Origin of the sequence: Arthrobacter sp. MYb213 (assembly GCF_002979915.1) — a bacterium.
GTDB lineage: Bacteria > Actinomycetota > Actinomycetes > Actinomycetales > Micrococcaceae > Glutamicibacter.
The window spans coordinates 285,664-308,297 of the sequence record NZ_PCQA01000001.1 but is presented as its reverse complement, the minus strand read 5'-3'; the positions used below and the strand labels follow the sequence as shown (position 1 = coordinate 308,297).

Sequence of the window (22,634 nt, the reverse complement as noted above, 5' to 3'; positions counted from 1 at the left end):
ACGCTAAATCGTGTTAAGAACTTTGCTTACAACTCTACCGTTCTTTCGAACTTTACAGATGCAGCGAAGCATAAAGTTATTATCAGATCAGTAACGATCTGACGTGGTATTTCATACGCAACAGCTGCCGTTTAGTCAGACCAAGCGGCAGCTGTTGCGTGACGTTAATGACCAGCTAATCGGTCACAAACTAGAGGTATTACAGTGCGCAGGAGACGCAACCTTCAACCTCGGTGCCTTCCAACGCGAGCTGGCGTAGGCGGATGTAGTACAGGCTCTTGATGCCCTTACGCCATGCGTAGATCTGCGCCTTATTGATGTCACGAGTAGTCACGGTGTCCTTGAAGAACAGGGTCAGGGACAGGCCCTGATCTACGTGCTGGGTTGCAGCGGCGTAGGTGTCAATGATCTTCTCGTAACCGATTTCGTAAGCATCTTCGTAGAAATCGATGTTCTCGTTATTCATGTAAGGAGCCGGGTAGTACACGCGGCCGATCTTACCTTCCTTGCGGATCTCGATCTTCGCTGCGACCGGGTGGATCGAGGAAGTCGAGTTGTTGATGTACGAGATCGAACCGGTTGGAGGTACGGCCTGCAGGTTCTGGTTGTAGATGCCGTACTTCATGACCGAATCCTTCAGGGCATTCCAGTCTTCCTGGGTAGGAATGTGGATTCCGTCAAAGAGTTCACTCACTCGCGCGGTGGCAGGAACCCACTGCTGAGTGGTGTACTTGTCGAAGAATTCACCGGATGCGTATTTTGAATTTTCGAAGTTATCGAAAGTTTCGCCGCGTTCCTTAGCGATCTTGTTCGACGCGGTCAATGCGTGGAACAGAATCGTGTAGAAGTAAATATTGGTGAAGTCGATGCCTTCTTCGGAGCCGTAGTAGATGTGCTCACGCGCTAGGAAGCCGTGCAAGTTCATCTGACCCAAGCCGATGGCGTGCGACTTCTTGTTTCCGTCGGCAATCGATGGAACCGAACCGATGTAGGACATGTCCGAGACCGCGCTCAAGGCACGAATCGCGATATCAACTGAACCTTCAAGGTCCTTGCCGTCCATAGCCTTAGCGATGTTCATCGAGCCGAGGTTGCAGGAGATGTCCTTGCCAACCTTGGAGTAGCTCAAGTCATCGGCAAATTCGGAAGCCGAAGAAACCTGCAAGATTTCCGAGCAGAGGTTCGACATCGTAATGCGACCCTCAATTGGGTTCTCACGGTTTACGGTGTCCTCGAACATGATGTACGGGTAACCGGATTCGAACTGGATCTCGGCCAGAGTCTGGAAGAACTCACGGGCGCTGATCTTCGTCTTCTTGATGCGCGAATCATCGACCATCTCCTCGTACTTTTCAGTAACGGAGATTTCGCTGAATGGCACCCCATAGACACGCTGCACGTCGTATGGGCTGAAGAGGTACATATCTTCGTTCTTGCGGGCAAGCTCGAAGGTGATGTCCGGGATCACCACGCCAAGGGAAAGGGTCTTGATGCGGATCTTCTCGTCGGCATTCTCACGCTTGGTGTCCAAGAAGCGGTGGATATCTGGGTGGTGGGCGTTCAAGTACACCGCACCGGCACCCTGACGTGCACCGAGCTGGTTAGCGTAGGAGAAGGAATCTTCGAGAAGTTTCATCACTGGGATGACACCGGAGGACTGGTTCTCGATCTGCTTGATCGGAGCGCCATGCTCACGCAGGTTAGTCAGCGACAATGCTACGCCGCCACCACGCTTGGACAGCTGTAGCGAGGAGTTCACCGCACGGGCAATGGACTCCATGTTGTCTTCAATACGAAGCAAGAAGCAGGAGACGAGCTCTCCGCGCTGTGCCTTGCCGGCGTTGAGGAATGTGGGGGTAGCAGGCTGGAAGCGGCCACCGATGATTTCATCAACCAGGCTTGTGGCCAACTGCTCGTCGCCACGTGCAAGGTGTAGGGCAACCATGCATACGCGGTCTTCGTAACGCTCCAGGTAACGCTTACCGTCGAAGGTCTTCAGCGTGTAGGAGGTGTAGAACTTGAAGGCACCGAGGAAGGTTTCAAAGCGGAACTTCTTAGCGAAGGCACGCTTAAAAAGATCACGGATGAAGTTCATCGAGTACTGGTCGAGAGTTTCACGCTCGTAGTATTCGTGCTTGACCAGGTATTCGAGCTTCTCATCCAAGTCATGGAAGAAGACGGTGTTGTTATTAACATGATCCAAGAAGTACTGGCGGGCTGCGTAGCGGTCCACCTCAAACTGGATCTTGCCATCTGGACCGTAAAGGTTCAGCATGGCGTTCAGATCGTTGTAGCTCAGACCCTGCATGTTTGCGGGGAGCTCTTTAGTTTCGCTCATCGTTACTTCTTCTTGTGCGACGCTGGTGCCCAAAAGGTTTCAAGCCCTTCATTGACGTTGAGAACATCTTCTGGCGTTCCCATAAGTTCGAATGTGTATAAAACGGGTACGTTGCATTTGGCCGCAATTTTCTTAGCTGCGATGCAGTAGTACTCGCCGAAGTTCGTGTTCCCTGCGCCGATCACTCCGCGCAGGTTTGCGCGGTTTGCTTCGTGACCCAGAAACTTCATGATCTGGGGAAGGATCGAACGCTTTCCGCGTTCACCACCGTAGGTTGGTATGAGCAATACATACGGTGCTGTGGCGATCAGTTGCGGCTCAGTTGCAAAAACTGGGATACGAGCCGCAGTGACATCTAGTTTTTCAACGAAGCGCCGGGTGTTTTCCGATACCGAGGAGAAATAAATCAACGTGGTATCGGTGGTCACCGTGACTTCATTCGCCTCAGCGTTTTGCCGATAATCGGCAACTGCTGTTGGTGGCATTTTTGTCGCCTCCGCGAGATGCTCGACGAGATAATTCTTAGGACCTATGGTGGGGTCCGACTGCCGACTAGTTGGCTACTGCCAAGCTAGCGATCTTGTCTGGGCGAAAACCCGACCAGTGATCGTTGTCGGTGATAACAACCGGAGCTTGCTGGTAGCCAAGGCCACGTACGTGCTCCAGGGCGGCGGCATCCTGCGAGATGTCTACCTTGTTGTACTCGACGCCCTGCTTGTCCAAAGCGCGGTATGTAGCGTTGCACTGCACGCAGGACGGCTTCGTGTAAACGGTGATTGCCATTTCCCTGTTTCCCCTTTTAAAAGTCCCTGTTTTGGCTCGGACTGCGCCATTTTCGGCGCTTCCGGCCATCCTCGCGGATGCCCCAAAATATCGTCTCTGGGGTGTTTTCGGTGTTTCACTCACCAACGGGTTCAATACTACATCTTGTGTTTGGTCGGTCAAGTGGCCACTAGATGATGTATTACAAGTATGTCATTCATCCACCGGCCAGTCCACAGGAGCTGTGGATATTAACCCTCATTTAAACCGCGATTTCCCGCGGACGACCAAAACTTGTCCACAGCCTTGGGAATGGTCAATGTGGTTTAAAAATTCTTCATGTGAGATGTTCCTCGGCGTGTTCAGCTTCGTCTAGCTAGACGGGCCACATTTCTTGTGCCCTACATGTAGTGTCCGCCCACCTTCCGACATTTGGGGCGACTAAACACGATTTGTGGGTAACACCTATTCGGTGAAGGCAGGGTGTACCCCGGACAGGGCTTCGGAGGTCCCAGCGACCGCCTGGGCCACTGCATCGATCAGTGAGACATCATTGAGCAAGGCACCGGTAAGCATGCCCAGGAAGCAGTCTCCTGCCCCCTTGGCCTCGGTCTGGACGCGGCCCGTGTCGAACTGTTCGAGGTTCTCCTCATCGAGGACTAACAGGCACCCGATAAAATCGGCGTCCTCGGTGGGAGCGGAGGTGACAATCACGTGGGCAGGTCCGGCATCCATCAAATCCAGGGCCGCGTTAGCAGCGTCTTGCTCATCATGGATTTTTGACTCGGTGAGCAACTCCAGTTCGAAGGCATTGGGAGTCATCAGCCAGGCATGCTCAATCAAATACTCGCCGTAGCTGGCTGCGACTTCCTCACTGGCATAAAGACCAACATCCGAATCCCCAAATGCGGTATCCAGGATCAATCGAAGCTGCGGGTAGCGATCGCGCGCAGCAAGGAACCACTGAGCAATAATCCGCGCTTGGCTTGGTGACCCAAGATAGCCGACCACAACGTAGCGTGCTTGCGTTAAGGCCTCGCGATTCAGCAGGTCAGTCAGGATGCCCGAAAGCCACTGGTCACTGATCGCACCACCGGAAACCGTAGGGTAATGCGGCAGGTTGCTTAAGAGCACGGTAGGCACAGCCACCGTGCGGTGACCTGCACGCTCGATCATCCGGGCGATGACGTTATTTCCCACCGCACCGTAGGCTAGCTGAGAGCTGAGCACCACGGCGGCTACGGGGCGAGTATCTAGTTCGAAGCCGCTCACGCCGATGCCTGTGGGTAGCTACGCGCTCCGAAGATGCCCTGGCCTACTCGCACTACGGTGGCGCCTTCCTCAATAGCCAGCTCGAAGTCACCACTCATACCCATGGAGAGCTGATCAAATCCAACGGGTGCACCAGAAACCTTCACATCTTCCAACGTAGTGCGGAGCAACGCGAAGCTGGCACGAATAGTTGATTCGTCGGTGGTGTTAGCAGCCATAGTCATCAATCCGCGCGGGACCAGCCGGTCCAGCGGTGCAATAGCTTCGAGCAGCCCGGCCACCTCGCTGGCAGCGATGCCTGACTTGCTGTCCTCACCGGAGGTATTAACTTGGATAAAAACTTCTAGGGTGCGCTCTTCAAGCTCAAGACGGCGTTGTAGCGTTTGGGCAAGTTTCAGCGAATCCAGGGCATGAAATTCATGGGCAAAGCGTGCCACAAACTTTGCCTTATTTGCCTGCAGGGGACCAATAACCGCGTAGCGTAGCGTGGGAAATTCAGAGGCGAACTCCTCTGATTTAGCCAAAGCTTCTTGAACCTTGTTCTCCCCCAGCGTCTGCACGCCGGCTGCGATAGCCAGTCGCAGGCGTTCAGGTTCAATGGTCTTGGTTACTGGTAGCAGTCGCACGGCGCTGGCCTGACGCCCACTGCGCGATGCGGCCTCGGCGATCTTCTGATTCACAGTTGCCAAGTTCCGGGAGAAATCCTCGGTGGTTGCCGCCTGTGCTGCGGCCGGTTGCGAAGTCATAAAACGCCTATGCCTCTTTCAGTTTGGTGAAACTACCTGCAAAAAGCCGGCCTCGAGAGCTCGAGTCCGGCTTTAAGCATAGGCATAGTTCACGTTCTAGAACATTTGACGCCAATTCGTCTTGGCAAGGTCAAAGAGTTCGTCGCCGCGCCCGGAAAGCACCGTTCGGATGGCGTAGAGCGCGAATCCCTTGGCCTGTTCCACCTTGATGCTCGGCGGCATGGACATTTCTTGCCTGTCAGTGACCACGTCAAGGAGGGCAGGCCCATCATGGGCAAGGAATTCAGCAACCGTGGCTTCGAGCAGATTCGAGTCCTCCACCCGGTATCCCTTCAGCCCGGCGGCGTTGGCGACCGCACCGAAGTCAGGATTTTCTAGATCTGTCGCGTAGGTGACAAAACCTGCGGCCTTCATTTCAAGTTCTACGAAGTTCAGCGAGGAGTTGTTGAACACGACAATCTTGATGGGCAACTTATTTTGCGTCGCGGTGAGTAACTCACCAAGCATCATCGCCAGTCCTCCGTCGCCGGCGAACGCGATCACCTGACGGTTGCGGTCGATAGCCTGAGCACCCAGCGCGTGGCAGAGCGCATTGGCCATCGACCCATGGTTGAAGGAACCTAGTAGTCGGCGTTGCTCGGTCATCGCCACATAACGGGCAGCCCAAATTACCGGGGAACCCACGTCTGCGGTAAAGATCGCGTCGGGATCCGCTGCCTGATCGATTAGCCTCGCCAAATATTGCGGATGGATGGCCGCTTTACCCTTGGACGGGGTGGCTAGTTCATCGAGTTTGATGCGAGTCTTTGCATAGTGCGCCAACGCATCATCTAGGTGCTTGCGTTTCTTCTGTCGTGGCAAGATAGCGGCGAGCGCGGCTGCGGTGTCTTTGACCGTACCCACCAAGGGGACATCGACCTTGGTCCGCCGGCCTAGCTGTTCTCCGCGCACATCAACCTGAATGATGCTCGCGTTCTGCGGGTAGAACTGTTGGTATGGAAAGTCGGTGCCAAGCATCAAGAGCACCTCGCACTCATCGATAGCCCGGAAACCAGAGGCAAAGCCTAGCAACCCGGTCATTCCCACATCGAAGGGGTTCTCGTATTCGATATGTTCTTTACCGCGCATCGAATGCACAATAGGAGCGGCGAGTTTGTCGGCTAACTCCATCACTTCGGCGTGCGCCCCGGCGGTCCCTGCTCCGGCAAGGATGGTGACCTTAGCCGAGGATTGCAAGAGTTGCGCGGCCCGTTCGAGTTCTACCTCGTTGGGCACCACTCGCGGGTTTGTTTTGACGATTTCTTGGGTGAGTACACGGTCCATCTGGGATAGAGCCACATCACCGGAAATGACGAGTACTGCAACACCGCGTTTTTCAATTGCTTCACGCATCGCAATACGTAGCATCCGCGGAAGCTGCTTAGGATCCGAGACTTGTTCGGCATATACGGAGCAGCCTCGGAAGATTTCTACCGGATGGGTTTCCTGAAAATAGTTTGACCCGATTTCTTCGGTGGGTATCTGTGCCGCGATGGCCAGTACCGGGACCCGAGTGCGCTGGGCATCGTAGAGTCCATTGATCAGGTGCAGGTTTCCTGGGCCGCAGGAGCCCACACATACGGTGAGCTCTCCGGTAATTTCGGCCTCGGCAGCAGCTGCGAAGGCCGCGCCTTCCTCATGGCGATGGTGAACCCATTCAAGCTGCCCATTTTCCCGCAGTGCGTCGGTCAGCCCATTGAGTGAATCGCCCGGGACTCCGTAAATACGTTTGACGCCCTGGGTGTAGAACTGATCGATCATGTGTTCGGCGACGGTAGGCATTAATTTCCTCCTGCAAACAGGGATCCGGTTACTACCGGTTGATATCGCCAGCCTACGAGAAAAAACGCCCTGCTGGCTAGCGACTATCCGGCAAACCCTGGCCAATAATGCGAATCAGGTAGCGCGCGTGCACCAAAGATTCCTTGCCCCACACGAACCACCGTGGAACCTTCGGCAATTGCCAGCTCAAAATCTCCACTCATCCCCATGGATAATTCTTCCAGGCCAATTCCTTCGGGTGCATCTTGTCGCAGCTGATCACGTAATTCACGCAACATGGTGAAGCAGGTGCGCACCGCTTGATGATCGGTAGAGAAGATCGCCAGCGTCATCAGCCCCTTGACTCGCAGACGGTCAAGGCCCGGTAGAGATTTCAGGAATGTCGGTACCGCCGAGGGTTCCAGACCAAATTTTGTTTCTTCACCAGAGGTGTTCACTTGAACAAAAACATCTAAGCTGCGATCTTCTAGTTCAAGACGCCTCTGCAAAGCGGTAGCCTGGCGCAGGTTATCCAGGGCTTGGAACTCGTGCGCAAAACGGGCCACGTCCTTGGCCTTGTTGGTCTGCAGATGCCCAATTACCGAATATTTGAGTCCGGCAATATCGGCCAGGTTCTCGGCCTTCCGGGCGGCTTCCTGCACCTTGTTTTCACCCAACCACTGCACCCCAGCTTCAATGGCCAGACGCAGTCGGTCCTCCGGTACCGTCTTGGTCACCGGCAGCAGACGCACACTACCGGCGGCTCGCCCGGCGGCGCTCTCAGCTGTAGCGATCCGCCCGCGAATGGAGGCGAGGTTAGCTTTGAAGTCCTCGACAGTACTAGCCGAACTCGCTGCGCTTGAATTCGAGGCTGGTTGGCTCATGAAGATACTGCTCCTAGTACTAACGAAGTAAATTCTAAATCTCACTTCATCGTAATACCCCTAGACAGATAAGGCTGATGAGCTACTAGGCTGAAGACAAGCAACAACTCAGACACAGCACTTTGGAGGTATCGATGGACGAGCAGACCAGCGGGCAAGTGGTAGATGTGCGAAACATCCCGAAAGCAGAACGCCACCCGAAAATCATGGCGGTCTACAACGCCCTCCCCGCCAGCGACTACCTGAGCCTGCTCAACGACCATGAACCGGTCAATCTGCGTAAAGAGTTCGAACGGAACCTGCCCGGCACCTACACCTGGCAAGCCACCGAACGCATCGGCGGTGACTGGGAAATCATCATTACCAAACTCACCAACACCCCGGCTCCACGAATCATGACAAACACCGCATGGCTCGGAGAACAAGAAAACACGCTGGACGGAGCCATCTGGAAGCTCGAACCCGATGCCAGAGACCTCGACGCGAATATCATCGCACTGCAACCGCACCAAGAAATCGGCGAACACCGCGGACCCGACCTCGATGTGCTCATCCATGTGTTTGAAGGCACCGGCACCTTACACACCGAAATCGATTCAATCTCACTGAATCTCGGTGACGTGCTCTACCTCCCTGCGCGTTCCCGGAGACACTTCGTGGCAGGGGACCACGGACTTAAATACTTCTCCGTTCACCAGCGCAAGAAGACGCTCGGTCTAATGCCTACGCTGCGAACAACGAACGACTAATCCTCGAAACGTCCAGTTTCCAGAAAATGTTCAAGCTTCATCCGGTGCGGGGCAAGATCTAGTCCTTGTTCGTCCAACCATTGCTGGTTGTAATAGGTGTTCGCATAGCGCTCGCCGGAGTCACAAATGAGCGTGACAATGCTTCCTTGTTCACCGCGTTCGAGCATGCCAGCAATAATTTGGAAGACCGCGTAGAGGTTCGTTCCGGTGGACCCACCGGTCCAGTGTCGGGTATGTGCCCGCAGCAGGTACATGGCAGCGAGCGATCCTGCGTCAGGTACCTGGATCATATGGTCGATGACTCCGGGCACAAAAGAGGGTTCGACACTTGGTCGCCCAATTCCCTCGATGCGTGAGCCAAGACCGGTTGAGTGGCTCATATTTCCGGTACGCCATCCTTCATAAAAAGATGAGTTCTCCGGGTCGGCCACGGCCACCTGGGTATCATGTTGGCGGTAACGCACATACCTGCCAAAGGTTGCCGAGGTGCCTCCGGTACCTGCACCGACAACTATCCATGATGGGATCGGGTGCCGCTCGGCGGAAAGCTGCGAGAAGACCGACTCCGCGATGTTGTTGTTTCCGCGCCAATCAGTTGCTCGTTCGGCATAGGTGAACTGGTCTAGGTAGTAACCTTCAGATTCTTCGGCCAGCCGGCGGGCGGCAAGGTCTACTTCGCCTGCTTTTTCAACCAGATGGCAGTGTCCCCCGTAGAACTCGATAAGTTCAATTTTCTCGCTACTGGTACTTCTTGGGACCACAGCGATAAAGGGCAGGCCAAGCATGCGAGCAAAATAAGCTTCAGAAACCGCGGTAGATCCGCTGGAGGCTTCCACCAACGTGGTGTGTTCACCAATTCTTCCGTTGACCAAACCATAGAGCAGCAACGAACGAGCCAAACGGTGTTTAAGGGACCCGGTGGGATGTACCGACTCGTCTTTGAGGTAGAGGTCTATCCCCCACTCTTTCGGGAGGGGAAAGACGTGAAGGTGGGTATCGGCGCTACGGTTGGCATCCGCGTCAAGCAATGCAATAGCGTTCCGGACCCAATGATTTGGTTTGCTTATCTGCTCAGTCACGCACCTACTCTATCGCTACTCTATTGACTTGCGTTCAGCGCCGACATGAACGAAACCGAGGCGTCAGGGCCGCGCTGTGAGCTCCACTTTCCTGTGAGTTCGCGGTGAGCTAAACCCCCTGCTATTGAGAGTTATCTTTAGGCTGGCTAGGGTAGATTGAGTGGCCCGAGTTACCACAAGTAACAACCCCGGGATCCTCGACGAGAGTAGGTTTAAGATGTCAAAGACTGCTAAGAGTTTCAAAGAAGTTGAAAAATCGCTGAACAAACTAGCGAAGTCAGCCAAGGCAGAACTCCCGAAGGATCTTCGCGAGTCTTGGAATAACGCCATCTCCGGAGTCAACGGCGAAGCCATCGGCAACGCAGGCGCCAGCCTGATCGAAAACGTCACCGGCAATTCAAAGGTCGCGAAGCGCACCCGTTCATCGGTTGAAAGCGCAGTGAAGACCGCACAGCAGAAACTGGGTGCTCCACAGAAGTCATCGTGCAAGAGTGGCAAGCTCCTGCTAGTGGGCACCATTGTTGCTGCTATCGTCGCTGTAGTCGTTGCGAGCACCAAGAAGAGTGCCGCACACTAACGAAGTCTGCATGACCTAAACGTCGCAATAACCGTGGTTCTGATTTTTCAGGACCACGGTTTTTGCGTTCAGGGCCTTGCGACGCCGATCTCATCGTGATTTGTCCTCACCGGCGAACGATCAGTATTGAGTACGTTTTTGGCTTCGAATTTAGCACCAGTTCAGCTACCGGTGCGCAGCTCCACATTTATTGACTCCGCATTGCGTGTCACAATCCAGACGTGCCCGGCACCCAAAACTTTGAGATTCTCTGGATTCTCCAGTTCAACAACAGCGGCGGTATCTTCATCGATCGCAATAGTCATCTCGGTAAGATTTCTTTCAACGGTAGCTACGGCTCGTCCCAGTGTCCCCGCTTGGGCTGCATGCACCTCGACGGTAAAAGTGGTCAGCCCAAGCCCGTCCGCTAGTGTGATCTCCTTCAGATTCTCTGAAGATTCTTCCGGGCAGATTTCTATACCTTCAGAAAAATATCCGCCAATCAGTGCATTTTTGGAAGCGATCATCGCTCCAGCGGAGAACCCCAGATAGGGAATCCCCCGGTTTGCAGCTCCTCGAATAGTGTCCGCACAAGTGCGCAACCTGGTTAGATACTCTGGCGTGGGTCCGCCGCAGACAATAATTCCATCTACATTCTCGAAGCTCACAGGGTCGGCGGGCTTATCGAGACGTAGATATATTGGCCGGATCTGACAAGGCATACGTGCTTCTATGGGTATCACGTAGGCCGGAAGATAATGTTGACCACTGCCCGCATGATCAACAAGGGCTAGCGCAAGAATTGGCTGACCATCATGCGACTTGTTCTGGAGAACATCCTGAAGAAACGCGTCCAAGATCGGCTCGTATGCAGGCGTATCAGGCACGCCGCCGCCCACTAGAAAAATGCTCACGCGCTCAGCGTAGCGTAGTTACTTTCTTTCCGGGCACAATAAAAAATCACATAGCCTGCGCAGGGGAAGTCTGCGCAGGGCATGGGACTGATGGTGAGATTTTGCCTTAGTGTTCCCTGCGTGATCGCGACGTTTTCATGGCGGCGGCCACGCCGAAGCCTGCCATCACTAATCCGACAGGGATCAGCCATGAGCTGCTGTAATAGCACCCGAAGACCGTCATCGGGACAGAAGCGTCCACTGCCCCGCCGGTTTTGTCTCGGTGTGCGCAAAAACGAGTACTAACGTTTTTTGCCGCCCACACCTGGGACCGAGGTAGCCTGCCTTATCCAGGACACAAGTTGGGACTCGTCAACGTCGTTCAAAGACTCTAATTCCACACCTCGTGTGGCCTTGCCCATTGCTACGGGCGTGACTGGAGGTTTGGGGTCAAGCGATATGCCATTGATGAACATGACCTTGACGTGGCCTGCGAAACCCCCACAGCTGAAACACCATCCGTCACCAACGCCGTAATACGACATGCCCCATTTCACCGAACGCTGCAATTGGGGCAAAGTTTTGGCGGCCAACGCATAAATTGCCTCGGCGATGCCCCGTTGCGGCTGCGGCAGGCTAGCGATATAAGCGAAGACGGGCTTATCACCCAACGCAGCCTTAGCGGGGCTGGCCTTGCCAGACATCGCGGCGGGAAGGATCACGGGGTCAGTACCTTGCCGTGCATCATTCGTGGCTGGTTTCAGCTTCTTGCTTTCGCCAGACTCGGTATTAGTCATGCAGGAAGCGTACTCCTACCCATGGCGCCAGCAAAGACCTAAACTGGCCAATTCCCCCTACTATTGCAGGCGCGTCCGTATACCCCTTGTTAAGCATGCGAGTAACTACTCCCACAGGTAAGCAGGTCTTTCGCCGTGCCACCGCCTCATTTACACGCCTTTACTGACCAGTTTAAAGGACTTACTTTAATTCCCTTTAATCAGAATGCTCCGGCGCAGCTTAGCAAAGCTGCCAGTTCCACCCACCAGACGCACCCATCCGCTAGCCCATATCCGGGTCAGTATCGGTGTGGTAATCGTCCGAACGAAAGCTCTTATCGAGAATGCTGAGTGGGCTCAAAAGTTAGCCACCAGAAAAATGCTCCCGCAATCAGCGCAGCTTCTCTTTTGTCCTACTCATCGATCAATCGCAAGGAATGCTCAGGGTTACTCCGAGCGTTCCTTGCGATTAATTTTTAGGTTACTTTCTACCGTTGTCTGCGTGCCCGCGAAGTTTTCATCGCGGCGGCCACACCGAAGCCTGCCATCACTAATCCGACAGGGATCAGCCATAAGCTGTTGATGCCGGTATCGGCTAGACGCTCGCTCTCCGGTTTCGCTGGCTCGTCAGAGGGAGTCGAGCTAGGTTCTGGTTCCGAGCTTTCAGCCGGTGATGTCTCGCTTTCGCTCTCCACAACTTCCGGGCTTTGCGTAGCCTCAGGGGAAGAAGTTGGAACCGGCGATTGTGTCGGTTGCTCGGTGTCTTGTGGAGTCTCGCTCGGCTGTGGGGAGGCCGAATCAGTTGGTTGCATGGTTGCCCCGAATACCTCGCTTACGGAACCCAAATTAGCAAAGACGGTTTCACCGCTCGCATCATCCACGGCGTCATTGTCGGTCACCACAAAAACATCACCAGCTCCGGAAATACTCAGCCCCTCAAGCTTTTCTTGCGTACGCCCATGAGTAGCTTCGAGCACGGGTAACACATCAACTGCCAAGGACTTGTCCACCATGGTGACATCTTCAGTCACGGCTTCGGGCAGTTCGAACTGATAAATGGCTTTCAGCTGAGCGTCTTCACCAATTCGTTTGTCGCGCTCGATCACAGCGAATTTTCCGTCGGGTAGTTCGGTAATTTCGGACAGCCCGTTCCATGACTGATCGTCTCCGGACGGTTCGAGTCGATATCCATACCAGGTGAATTCTCCACTGGCCGTTGAGTACTTACCGATCCGGACAAAGTCTTCGCCTGGAACCTCACGTTGCAGAGCAAAGATAACCTCTTCTCGTTCGCCGCTGCCTCGAACGCTAATTCCTTCAAGTCCTTGTCCGCCTAAGGCCGAGACTACCTCGGGCGGTAACGGCACTTCGGTGGTAACCGCACCAGAGTCATCGATTCGGATAAGCGCATTTTCTACGCCCTCTTTGCCTTCGTGGGCAGCCCAGAATCCACCGTCGGAACGAGCCGAGATTCCCTCTAGATCTAAGTCGGCTACAAGTCCGTCTTTCGTGACAGGCATGGAGCTTTCGACCAGCGCGGGAGATTTCTCGACATCAATCGTGTAGATGAGCGGTTCATAGGCGCTATCGCTGACCGCAAAGAGTTTGTGAGGTTGCGCTGGGTTGGCACTCAACCCACTGAGTGCACCAAAAGGAACTACATTTTCGCGCTCAGATTCCAGAGTTGGGAACTGCGCTTCGGTGGCTCCAAATTTGAAAAGCGTCATCGCTGAACGCACACCGATTTCGGCCTCATCGGTTTCTGAAGCTACAGCCAGCAGATTACGACCGGGAATCGGCAGGATACCCTCGGGCCCATTGGTAGTTGGCAAAGTCTGAACATAGTTCGGGTTCACGGGATCGCTTAGATCATAGACCGCGACAAAGTTGCCACGCTCGGAAGCAACAAATACGTAGTCAACGCCGTTGAAGGTCTCGACGGCCAAACCCTCTGGCTCGGTTCCCTTTTTCCCGGCACGTTTTTCCGGGAACAGGCCCTGCGAGAGAGCTAGATGTTCAAAACTGTTTCCGGCATCCCAGGCGACCTCTCCGGTCTCGGAATCAAAAATTGTGAAACCGCGGCTTCCGCCTTTCCAATCGCCTTCGTTGGCGGTAGCCAAATAGCGATCCTGGATCCAGTCGATAGCGTCGGGTTCGCGCGGGATGTCTTGCAGTGACCCGGTGGGATCTAATTTTCCGTCCTCGGCAATATCCACATCTTTCAAATTCACGCTTCCGGCGCTGAACGCCTTGGTGATTTCACCGGTTGGTAGGTCGATTAAGACCACACCATTATTTTCTTGGAGGGTTACCGCCAATTGGTTCTTTGCGTTGATGGTGACGTACTCGGGCTCCGGATCTTGTGGGGTATCAAGTCCGGCATTACTCAGGATAGGCAGGGCCACTGGTTCGTCGCGGGTTCCCGAAGTGAGCGGTACTTCCCGAATGTTCCAACCACTTGGTTGCGCGCCGATCAAGTCAATGATCTGAACTGATCCTGCAGGCGCTTGGGGCAGTCCCCCATCTCCTGCATCCTCATCACGTTCATTTTCAATGGCTATCGCGGCGAAGGCGCCGTCCTTAGAAATAGCAATAGAGTCAGGTTGCCCGACAAGGTCAATACTGTGAACCAGAGTGCGATCGGCAATTCGCAGTACGTCTACCCTGCCAGAGGGGTTTGCGTAGCTTTCCGAGGTATTTACGACGACAAAAACGTAGTCACCGTACGCGGCAACGCTCGTCGGTTCATCTTCGGGGCTACCGAGCTTATGTAGCCCAACGGTTCCCAGACCCTTCGGGTTGGACGGATCCGAGATGTCCATAAACCCGACTTGCCGCGATAGTGCGTCGGAGTAGATCAGCGTATTCCCGTCCTCGGAAACAGTGGAGATTTCCGAGGCAGTCTCGGCTGCTACTCCGTCCGGGTGATTCTGATAAACAGGATAGGTCGCCACGCGCTCAAAGTAGCTTCCCGTATCGGCGGTTGCAGCGTCCGCCAAAGTTAATGGTGCGATACCGACAGCGCCGACCACTATAGCGGCGGCCAATACGCCCACTGATTTTCTTGCGGAACGATTCACGAAAGTCTTCCCTCATCAAGCTTAAAGTTTGCTAGTAATGTCCTTATAAGATTGGCAAACCATAACCACTAGACGGTGAATTCGAGGTTAATCGAATCAAACATATAGGTAGCAAGAATGGGGTACTGAGCTGAACCGGGCAGACACCAGCCCCGCGATGCCCAAACATCCGTCACCGAACGATCAAGCAATTTTTCGTCTCCAGTTAACTTTCAGACTCCAGGCACAGCCAATCATCTTTTCCTTGGGCATTGCTCTCGGCGGCCATCCGCAGTGGCGGCCGATGAGTCAGCCTGTATTCGCTGCTCGGAGGATAGGCACTAATCGATGTTGCTCAAATGAGCCCCGAAGCCAAACACGGTTAGGATGGCTTGGTGGCACATATCGACGTTACCGAAATCCAATACTTCCTCTCCGATGGCACACAGTTGCTGGGCGGAGTCACTTTCAAGGTCAGTGCAGGTTCAAAAACCGCGCTAATCGGCCCTAACGGTACGGGCAAAACTACCTTGATCAAGATCATTTCCGGTGATCTGAAGGCCGATGAAGGTGCCATCAACCGCTCGGGTTCGATGGGCATCATGCGTCAGTTCGTCGGGCAGGTCCGCGATGAATCTACGGTCAAGGATCTACTACTTTCAACGGCCGCTCCGGAGCTAGCCGCTGCCGCTGCCAAGGTCTCGGCCTGTGAAGCCAAGATGCTGGTGAGCGATGATGAAAAAGTTCATATGCGCTACGCCGAAGCGATCATTGCCTGGGGTGATGCCGGTGGTTACGAACTCGAAACCACGTGGGACAAAGTCTGCATGGCAGCGCTTGGCATACCTTTTGATAAGGCAGAAGAACGCTTGGCACGCACCTTATCCGGCGGCGAACAAAAACGTCTCGTCTTAGAGGCCCTCTTTGAAGGCAACGACGATTTGCTACTCCTTGACGAGCCTGACAACTACCTCGATGTCCCGGGTAAACGATGGCTTGAAGCGATGATGGCTCGCTCCCCCAAAACGGTCCTCTTCATTAGCCACGATCGCGAGTTGCTGAACAACGCGGCCACCCGAATCGTTACCTTAGAACCAGGTCATGGAGGTGCCACTGCGTGGATCCATGGCGGTTCTTTCGGTTCCTACGTCGAGGCACGTAAGGAACGTAATGAGCGCTTCGAAGAACTGCGCAAGCGCTGGGATGAAGAACATTCCAAGCTCAAGGAATTGGTCATCATGTACAAGACCAAAGCCGCATTCCGCTCCGACATGGCCAACCGTTACCATGCTGCGCAAACACGGTTGGACAGATTCCTAGAGGCTGGTCCACCCCAAGCTATCCCACTGGAACAAAATGTACAGATGCGCTTGAAGGGTGGCCGTACCGCCAAGCGCGCGGTAGTCGCCGAAAAGCTCGGACTCACCGGCTTGATGAAACCCTTTAGCAATGAAATCTGGTTCGGTGACCGTGTGGGTGTGCTGGGGTCCAACGGTTCAGGAAAATCCCACTTCCTGCGCCTCTTAGCGGCCGGCGGTACCGATCCGGAACGCGAGCACCTTCCCGTTTCCGACGTCGAACTAGCCGAGGTACCCCATGAAGGCTCGGTCAAACTTGGGGCTCGCATCCGCCCTGGCTATTTCGCTCAGACTCATACCCGACCTGATCTTTTTGGCCGCACTTTGCTGGAGATCTTACATCGCGGTGACGAACACCGTTCCGGTATGGCCCGTGAGGCTGCCTCGGGGGCGTTGGATGGTTATGGATTAGCTGGCCAAGCCGAGCAGAAATTTGAGTCACTCTCTGGTGGACAGCAGGCACGCTTCCAGATTTTGCTCTTGCAACTCTCCGGAGCGACCTTACTGTTGCTCGATGAACCGACCGATAACTTGGACCTGCACTCTGGTGAGGCACTGGAGCGTGCCATCGACTCATTTGAGGGCACCGTGCTGGCGGTGACACACGATCGCTGGTTTGCGAGATCCTTCGACCGCTTCCTCGTCTTCGGTTCCGACGGCAAGGTCTACGAGTCCGATACCCCGGTATGGGACGAAAAGCGTGTAGAACGAGATCGCTAGTTCACCACTAGTTGGTCCCGTAAAATAGTCGACCACGAATACCTTCCAGGTATTCGTGGTCGACTATTTAAGCGGATCGATCACTCAACCAGTTTGCCGGCGCTGGACACCTCTTCGATGAGCTCGGCGATTTCCTCAGGGACATCCACGATGGGTTCCCGAGTTATTCCCGACTTCGCTGACCAAACTAGATTGACCTGCAATTCTGGATCCATATTTGGGAAGTCGCTTCGGTTATGGCATCCACGAGTTTCACGCCGTTCCAAGGCTGCTTCCAAAGTGGCCCGAGCCGAAAGCGCTGAGGACTTCAAATCGAATGCGTGCGCAAGATCTTGAAAGCCGGCGATATCGGGATGTATGCCTACGTTAGCCATGCGCGCTTCCACCTCGTCAAGTTTTTTCAGGCCGCTGAGCAGGCCTTGTTCGTCACGAACTACCCCAGCGTGCTCAGTCATCAGATCGCGGATGGCACGCTGTAAAGCGCGGACGTTTTCCACTCCGTCACTGGCAAGCAGCTCATCAATGTCCGCTCGTGCGGTATCGATAGCTTCACGACTTCGAGGCTGGGATTCTAGGGACTGCGAGTACTTCGCGGCAGCCTGGCCCACAATGCGTCCAAAGACTAAGAGTTCAATCAAGGAGTTACCACCTAGCCGGTTGGCTCCGTGTAGCCCGCTAGAAGCCTCGCCAATGGCATACAAGCCTTCCACTTCGCTTGAATGATCATAGGGGTCAACCCAGACCCCACCCATTGAGTAGTGCGCGGTAGGTGCGATTTCAATGGGTTCACGGGTAATATCGAGCATCTGTTCTTCGAGCATTGTTTGGTAGACCCTCGGTAAACGATCCATAATCACAGCTCGTGGCAGATGAGAAACATCGAGCCAAACACCACCCTTAGCAGTTCCTCTGCCTTCGCGGATCTCTGTATAGGCGGCCAATGCCACCCTGTCACGAGTGGATAGTTCCATACGTTGCGGATCGTAGTTTTCCATGAAGCGTTCGCCCAAGGCGTTACGCAAGATGCCCCCTTCGCCGCGAGCCGCCTCGGAGATCAATGTTCCGGCCACCGATTCTGGTTCGATGATGCCCGAGGGATGAAATTGGACCAATTCCGGATCGCGTAAGCGGGCGCCGGCTTCAACGGCCAAGCGGAATGAATCGCCGGTGTTTTCGTCTCGGCGCGAGGAGCTGCGACGCCAAATCCGGTTGTGCCCGCCGGCTGCCAAGATCACCGAGTCTGCATGGATGAGGTATCGGGTTCCGTTGTTGAGGTCGAACCCGTAGGCGCCGAAAATTTGGTTGTCTTTGACCAGCAATCTGGTGATGTACACGGTGTCCAAGATGGGGATGTCGAGTTGCTCGGCCCGCCGGATGAGGGTGCGTTGGATTTCTAAGCCGGTGTAATCGCCGGCAAAAGCGGTGCGTCGGAATTTATGCGCACCAAAGAAGCGCTGAGAAATTCTACCGTCTTCTTCTCTGGCAAAGTTCATGCCGTAGCGCTCTAGATCTTCGATGCCTCGCTGTGCGCCTTGGGCTACCGTTTGCACGGTGCGAGGATCTGCGAGGAAATAACTTTCCTTGATGGTGTCAGCCGCGTGCTGCTGCCAGCTGTCCTCGTCATCCATGGTGCCTAATGCGGCGTTGATTCCGCCTGCGGCCAGGGAGGTGTGGGCATCATTTCGCGGACGTTTGCCCACTGCCAACACGTCCACGCCGATCTCGGCTAATTCGATGGCTGCACGTAACCCGGATCCGCCGGTGCCGATAACCAAGACTGTGGTCGAAATCTGCTGTTCTTTGCTGGTGTATGTGTTCATGCTTTCAAGCTTCCGCGCGAAAGCATCATGCGTCCAATGAATTATTATCATCGTTTCGATAGCAGTACGCTATGCATTATGAATCTAGAGCAATTGCGTGGCTTCGCTACTATCGCCGAAGTGGGGCACTTCACGCGCGCAGCCGAAGAATTGCACCTGGCGCAACCCTCCCTAAGTCGCCAGATTGCGAGCCTCGAACAGGATCTCGGATCTGAACTCTTCCATCGAGCACGAGGGAATATCTCGCTGACCGCGGCCGGTGAAGCGTTACTACCACTAGCACGGCGAATGCTTGCAGATGAAGAAAACGTCCGTTTGGAAATGGCTGAATTAGCCGGTCTGCGCAAGGGTCGTGTGCGACTAGGCGCTCCGCCTACTTTGTGTGTGTCGCTGGTAGCCGAAGTGTTTGGCGTATTTCATCGCCGGTACCCCGGCATTGAACTTCATTTGAGCGAAGCAGGCTCAAAAAACCTGTTAGATGAGCTAGACGGTGGGCAACTGGATCTTGCACTGATCGTCACTTCGGAACACGCAGTCGCACAGAAAAACTTGGAAAGCCTGCCGTTACTCGCCGAAGAATTAGTTGTCATCGACTCCAGCAACAACCCACGGCTTCTAGGGAAAGAATCCATTGATCTAAAAACCCTGTCACAACTACCGCAGATCGTTTTTTCGCAAAGTTATGACCTACGAGCAAGCACCATGGATGCCTACCGTTCACGAAATCTCGTCCCGAACGTGGTACTAGAGGGCGGCGAAATGGATGCGGTACTACGTTTTGTTGAGGTTGGGCTAGGGGTGGCAATTGTGCCAGCCACGGTACTTGTGGACCGTCCCGGGCTGACCGCTGTCGCGCTTCAAAATCCACGATTGACGCGAACCATTGGGCTGGCCCATCGCAAGGACGTCAGCTTAACTCGCGCGGCAGCGGCCATGCAGGAAATCATTCTTCACACCGCTAGCCAGCTCGCCTCACGGCAATCGCGAATCACTAGTTTGCAGGTCAGTGACTAACTCAGCCCATAACTTTTATCCCAAGGTGGGCGGCAAACTCGTGAGATAGTGACATCAGTTGCTGTTCACTGATCATCGCACCACGTAACCCTTCGAGGCCTTGGACTTGAGCAATTTCAAGGCCGGTCAAATCAACTGAACCAAGGCCGGCGCGTTCAACATTTAATGCTCCGGTACGGCAATTCTCAAATTTGACGCGCTGTGCCTTAACTAGTTGAAGATCTATTTCGTCAAAACTGCAATCACGAAAAACAACATCGCGAACTTGTGCCGTGCGAAGGTTTACCCAGCCAAATTTGCAATGCTCAAAGACCACCGAGTCAATCGATGAGTCTGAGAGATCTGCGGATCCGAAACGACTATGAGACACGCGCACATCGTTGAGCGTTGCACCCGCCCCATCAAGAATCGGTGCACTGAGCTGTTTAAATTCGCATTGAATGTACCGCGCATTACGCATGGACAGCTCGCCGATATTCATCTCTGAGAACAGGCAATCTTCGAGCCGGCCATCGGTCAAATCTAGTAGGGACTGATCAAAGCCCGTGAAATGAAGTACCTCAACGTATCCACCACCCAACAGGTCTTCAATCGTTCCTACCTCAAGGTCAGGTAGTTGGAAGTCTCTAATACGCGGGGCAGCCCCGATTGTCTTTCCACGGGCCATGCCTAGGTTCCTTTCACAAGCACCCGGTGATGTTCACCAACGATGCACGTCTTTTAGTCTGCGATGTCTCCCAGCGCTGGGTAGAGATCAGGCCAGCTAAACTTATAGCCCGACTCTAGAAGGACCTCGGGCAGTACCCACCGAGACTTCAACAGCATTTCCGGTTCAACCCGGAGCACGAACATCGCAGGTTCAAGCATCCAACGATACGCCGGTAAGCCGAAGCTTCGGCCAGCGACTCGTCGCAAGCCCGCCATAAGTTCGGTATTAGTCACTGGTTGAGGTGAGCAGAGATTTACTGGGCCGGAAACTTCTGGATGATCCTGAATATGCCTAATCGCCCCGATCACATCCTCAAGGTGGATCCAGCTAAACCGTTGCTGGCCCCGCGTGCGGTAAAAACTGCTTCGTTGAGGCCCGGTGGGGTCTGGTCCAATGCCACGGTACCGCGTATGCGATGGCCACCAACCGTCAATTTGCGGACCACCCACTGCCCATTTGGCTAGCGCCAAGAGTTTTTGCGATGCCGGTCCATCACCGAGCACAATGGCCATGCGAAGAGCTACTCGCCGAGTACTCGGAAGTTCGCCGCGCAAAAACTCCCGCTCCCAGTTCCTGGCGACATCCACGGAGAATCCATCACCGAGTCGCCCGGTACTTTCAGTATTGGGCTGGCCCATGGAGTGACGGTAGATGGTCGCGGTGGAAGCGTTTAGCCATAATTTTGGTGGTGTCGTGGCTTTGGAAACCGCATCGTGCAATATACGAGTTGTCTTAACCCGTGAATTTAGGATTTCATTGCGCGCTTTGGTGTTATAGCGGCAACCCACGTTCTTTCCAGCCAAGTTAATTAGTAGCTCCGCGCCGTTGACGGCGTACTCGATCGCACTGGGCTCATCCCAACGGATGGGTCCACCCCGTCCAATAATCGACAACTCGTAGCCTTGGGCTAACAGCTCACTTCGCAGATGTTCCCCGATAAATCCGGACGCCCCGGCGAGTACTGCGCGACGTGCTGACACCTGTGTTCTCCGTTCACACACTACTGCTTGAACCTCAGCTTGGTGTCACGTCATTACCGGTGCCGGCGATGACTCAAACACTAGAAATCTGCGATCACTAATTTCTTCATTTTAAGCATGTTTTCGAAGGCTCCGGGACGAGACATGAGCTCGCCCATGTTACGTGGAACTATTTGCCAGCTCACTCCGTATTGATCTTGCAGCCAACCACATTGTTCGGCCTCGGGTACCGCCGACAGCGCCGTCCATAGCCTGTCGATTTCGGCTTGATCTTCACATTTAACCTCAATAGATATGCCCGGGGTAAAGCTGAAAGGTTGTTCGACGGCAGAATCCATGGCGGCAAAGTTTTGTCCCGCCATTTTGAAATCACTAAACATTACGGCGCCGGCCGTCGTGACTTCGGTAGGCTCCGGATATGGGAACCGGCTACCTAGCTCCGCATCGGAAAAAACGTCAACATAAAAATCAACCGCCGGCACCGCCATGTTCTGGGCGGCTCCTCCAAACATCAACGACGGGGTCACGAAAGATTCACTCTGCCCATTGTTTGTTTGAAGCAATTGCCAACTAATTCCGTAGCGGTCTTGTACCCACCCGTAGAGCTCGCTAAAGGGGTATTTTTCTAATTCCATCAATACGCTTCCACCCTCACGAAGCTTGTCCCAGGTTGCGGCAAGGGCTTTACCTGTAGCTTCTGCGGAGCCCCGATAGTTTTCCGGGTCAAAGCTGAGCATAAATGAAATTGACGGGTTGGGAGTGAAGTCATTGCCGGCGTTCACCAGGGTGAGTTGAGTTCCAGCGATATTTACCGTCACCGTCAGTGGTTGACCTGCTAATGGCTCCTGAAAATCGAGCAACCCTTCGGTGGGATACCGAGATTCCACTGCAGAAGTGGTATCCGGGAAGATGGAGCTATAGAACTGCCCGCCTTCTTCGGCATTTCCAGCAAACCAGAGGTTGGGGATGAACTTTTGCACGCTCACTCACTCCTGAAGCTAAAAAACCGGCTACGGTGTCTACGCAACAGCTTCTGAAGGGCCAGAAGCTACACCCCGGTTACCTCAGTTACGCTACTCCGGCTGAACCTTGAGGTAAATAGGTTGGCAGTAAATATGG

Annotated in this window: 19 protein-coding genes; 4 read left to right on the top strand and 15 right to left on the bottom strand. The window is 54.3% G+C overall.

Annotation, left to right across the window (positions count from 1 at the left end):
- Nucleotides 1-199 precede the first annotated feature (199 nt).
- From nrdE to CQ011_RS01410, 7 genes are all read right to left on the bottom strand, one after another.
- Nucleotides 200-2,338: a class 1b ribonucleoside-diphosphate reductase subunit alpha gene (nrdE, locus tag CQ011_RS01440; protein ID WP_105673963.1), complete on the bottom strand. Its 2,139-nt coding sequence runs from the start codon at nt 2,336-2,338 to the stop codon at nt 200-202.
- 2 nt (nt 2,339-2,340) lie between these two features.
- On the bottom strand, nt 2,341-2,823 hold the full coding sequence (nrdI, locus tag CQ011_RS01435) for a class Ib ribonucleoside-diphosphate reductase assembly flavoprotein NrdI (RefSeq protein ID WP_105673961.1): 483 nt from the start codon (nt 2,821-2,823) through the stop codon (nt 2,341-2,343).
- Nucleotides 2,824-2,890: 67 nt separating this feature from the next.
- Nucleotides 2,891-3,121 (bottom strand): glutaredoxin-like protein NrdH, encoded by a 231-nt coding sequence (gene nrdH / locus CQ011_RS01430; RefSeq protein WP_096254696.1) that lies wholly within the window; start codon nt 3,119-3,121, stop codon nt 2,891-2,893.
- Between the two features lie 444 nt (nt 3,122-3,565).
- The gene (locus CQ011_RS01425) at nt 3,566-4,372 is read right to left on the bottom strand and encodes a PfkB family carbohydrate kinase (RefSeq protein WP_105673959.1); all 807 of its coding nucleotides are present in this window, start codon (nt 4,370-4,372) and stop codon (nt 3,566-3,568) included.
- A complete protein-coding gene (locus CQ011_RS01420) occupies nt 4,369-5,118 on the bottom strand; it encodes a YggS family pyridoxal phosphate-dependent enzyme (RefSeq protein WP_105673957.1) in 750 nt (249 codons plus the stop codon). Before CQ011_RS01420 ends, CQ011_RS01425 begins: the two co-directional genes overlap by 4 nt.
- Nucleotides 5,119-5,214: 96 nt before the next feature.
- The gene (gene poxB / locus CQ011_RS01415; protein WP_105673955.1) at nt 5,215-6,939 is read right to left on the bottom strand and encodes a ubiquinone-dependent pyruvate dehydrogenase; all 1,725 of its coding nucleotides are present in this window, start codon (nt 6,937-6,939) and stop codon (nt 5,215-5,217) included.
- Between the two features lie 83 nt (nt 6,940-7,022).
- Nucleotides 7,023-7,802 (bottom strand): YggS family pyridoxal phosphate-dependent enzyme, encoded by a 780-nt coding sequence (locus tag CQ011_RS01410; protein ID WP_105673953.1) that lies wholly within the window; start codon nt 7,800-7,802, stop codon nt 7,023-7,025.
- Nucleotides 7,803-7,936: 134 nt separating this feature from the next.
- Here CQ011_RS01410 and CQ011_RS01405 point away from each other — a divergent pair, with 134 nt between their 5' ends.
- Nucleotides 7,937-8,551, top strand: coding sequence for a DUF2249 domain-containing protein (locus CQ011_RS01405; RefSeq protein WP_105673951.1), 615 nt, complete (start codon nt 7,937-7,939; stop codon nt 8,549-8,551).
- Here the strand turns inward: CQ011_RS01405 and CQ011_RS01400 are convergent.
- Nucleotides 8,548-9,630, bottom strand: coding sequence for a PLP-dependent cysteine synthase family protein (locus CQ011_RS01400; protein ID WP_286161041.1), 1,083 nt, complete (start codon nt 9,628-9,630; stop codon nt 8,548-8,550). The two genes, CQ011_RS01405 and CQ011_RS01400, sit on opposite strands and share 4 nt — an antisense overlap.
- A gap of 217 nt (nt 9,631-9,847) precedes the next feature.
- On the opposite strand from CQ011_RS01400, the gene CQ011_RS01395 reads away from it, so the two are divergent.
- The gene (locus tag CQ011_RS01395) at nt 9,848-10,207 is read left to right on the top strand and encodes a hypothetical protein (protein ID WP_105673949.1); all 360 of its coding nucleotides are present in this window, start codon (nt 9,848-9,850) and stop codon (nt 10,205-10,207) included.
- Between the two features lie 161 nt (nt 10,208-10,368).
- Here CQ011_RS01395 and CQ011_RS01390 read toward each other — a convergent pair whose 3' ends face one another.
- From CQ011_RS01390 to CQ011_RS01380, 3 genes are all read right to left on the bottom strand, one after another.
- The gene (locus tag CQ011_RS01390) at nt 10,369-11,100 is read right to left on the bottom strand and encodes a Type 1 glutamine amidotransferase-like domain-containing protein (protein ID WP_105673947.1); all 732 of its coding nucleotides are present in this window, start codon (nt 11,098-11,100) and stop codon (nt 10,369-10,371) included.
- 281 nt (nt 11,101-11,381) lie between these two features.
- The gene (locus CQ011_RS01385) at nt 11,382-11,876 is read right to left on the bottom strand and encodes a DUF1801 domain-containing protein (protein WP_105673945.1); all 495 of its coding nucleotides are present in this window, start codon (nt 11,874-11,876) and stop codon (nt 11,382-11,384) included.
- A gap of 467 nt (nt 11,877-12,343) precedes the next feature.
- The gene (locus CQ011_RS01380) at nt 12,344-14,935 is read right to left on the bottom strand and encodes an esterase-like activity of phytase family protein (protein ID WP_286161040.1); all 2,592 of its coding nucleotides are present in this window, start codon (nt 14,933-14,935) and stop codon (nt 12,344-12,346) included.
- A gap of 374 nt (nt 14,936-15,309) precedes the next feature.
- On the opposite strand from CQ011_RS01380, the gene CQ011_RS01375 reads away from it, so the two are divergent.
- Nucleotides 15,310-16,992, top strand: coding sequence for an ABC-F family ATP-binding cassette domain-containing protein (locus CQ011_RS01375; protein WP_105673941.1), 1,683 nt, complete (start codon nt 15,310-15,312; stop codon nt 16,990-16,992).
- A gap of 80 nt (nt 16,993-17,072) precedes the next feature.
- Here CQ011_RS01375 and CQ011_RS01370 read toward each other — a convergent pair whose 3' ends face one another.
- A complete protein-coding gene (locus CQ011_RS01370; protein WP_105673939.1) occupies nt 17,073-18,812 on the bottom strand; it encodes an FAD-binding protein in 1,740 nt (579 codons plus the stop codon).
- Between the two features lie 78 nt (nt 18,813-18,890).
- Between CQ011_RS01370 and CQ011_RS01365 the strand changes: the two genes are divergently transcribed.
- Nucleotides 18,891-19,826 (top strand): LysR family transcriptional regulator, encoded by a 936-nt coding sequence (locus CQ011_RS01365; protein ID WP_105673937.1) that lies wholly within the window; start codon nt 18,891-18,893, stop codon nt 19,824-19,826.
- A gap of 1 nt (nt 19,827) precedes the next feature.
- On the opposite strand, the gene CQ011_RS01360 is transcribed toward CQ011_RS01365, so the two are convergent.
- The 3 genes from CQ011_RS01360 to CQ011_RS01350 all read right to left on the bottom strand — a co-directional run bounded on the left by CQ011_RS01360 (nt 19,828) and on the right by CQ011_RS01350 (nt 22,495).
- Nucleotides 19,828-20,493, bottom strand: a complete 666-nt coding sequence (locus CQ011_RS01360) for a pentapeptide repeat-containing protein (protein ID WP_105673935.1) — start codon at nt 20,491-20,493, stop codon at nt 19,828-19,830.
- Nucleotides 20,494-20,546: 53 nt separating this feature from the next.
- Nucleotides 20,547-21,515, bottom strand: coding sequence for an epimerase (locus tag CQ011_RS01355; RefSeq protein WP_105673933.1), 969 nt, complete (start codon nt 21,513-21,515; stop codon nt 20,547-20,549).
- Between the two features lie 80 nt (nt 21,516-21,595).
- Nucleotides 21,596-22,495 (bottom strand): VOC family protein, encoded by a 900-nt coding sequence (locus CQ011_RS01350; protein ID WP_181147946.1) that lies wholly within the window; start codon nt 22,493-22,495, stop codon nt 21,596-21,598.
- Nucleotides 22,496-22,634: the final 139 nt, after the last annotated feature.

Bases quoted from the DNA above. Each gene is read 5' to 3' on its own strand.
- CQ011_RS01410 (WP_105673953.1), bottom strand. From the start codon at position 7,802: ATGAGCCAACCAGCCTCGAATTCAAGCGCAGCGAGTTCGGCTAGTACT.
- nrdH (WP_096254696.1), bottom strand. From the start codon at position 3,121: ATGGCAATCACCGTTTACACGAAGCCGTCCTGCGTGCAGTGCAACGCT.
- nrdE (WP_105673963.1), bottom strand. From the start codon at position 2,338: ATGAGCGAAACTAAAGAGCTCCCCGCAAACATGCAGGGTCTGAGCTAC.
- CQ011_RS01395 (WP_105673949.1), top strand. From the start codon at position 9,848: ATGTCAAAGACTGCTAAGAGTTTCAAAGAAGTTGAAAAATCGCTGAAC.
- CQ011_RS01420 (WP_105673957.1), bottom strand. From the start codon at position 5,118: ATGACTTCGCAACCGGCCGCAGCACAGGCGGCAACCACCGAGGATTTC.
- CQ011_RS01360 (WP_105673935.1), bottom strand. From the start codon at position 20,493: ATGGCCCGTGGAAAGACAATCGGGGCTGCCCCGCGTATTAGAGACTTC.
- poxB (WP_105673955.1), bottom strand. From the start codon at position 6,939: ATGCCTACCGTCGCCGAACACATGATCGATCAGTTCTACACCCAGGGC.
- CQ011_RS01385 (WP_105673945.1), bottom strand. From the start codon at position 11,876: ATGACTAATACCGAGTCTGGCGAAAGCAAGAAGCTGAAACCAGCCACG.
- CQ011_RS01405 (WP_105673951.1), top strand. From the start codon at position 7,937: ATGGACGAGCAGACCAGCGGGCAAGTGGTAGATGTGCGAAACATCCCG.
- CQ011_RS01365 (WP_105673937.1), top strand. From the start codon at position 18,891: ATGAATCTAGAGCAATTGCGTGGCTTCGCTACTATCGCCGAAGTGGGG.
- CQ011_RS01370 (WP_105673939.1), bottom strand. From the start codon at position 18,812: ATGAACACATACACCAGCAAAGAACAGCAGATTTCGACCACAGTCTTG.
- nrdI (WP_105673961.1), bottom strand. From the start codon at position 2,823: ATGCCACCAACAGCAGTTGCCGATTATCGGCAAAACGCTGAGGCGAAT.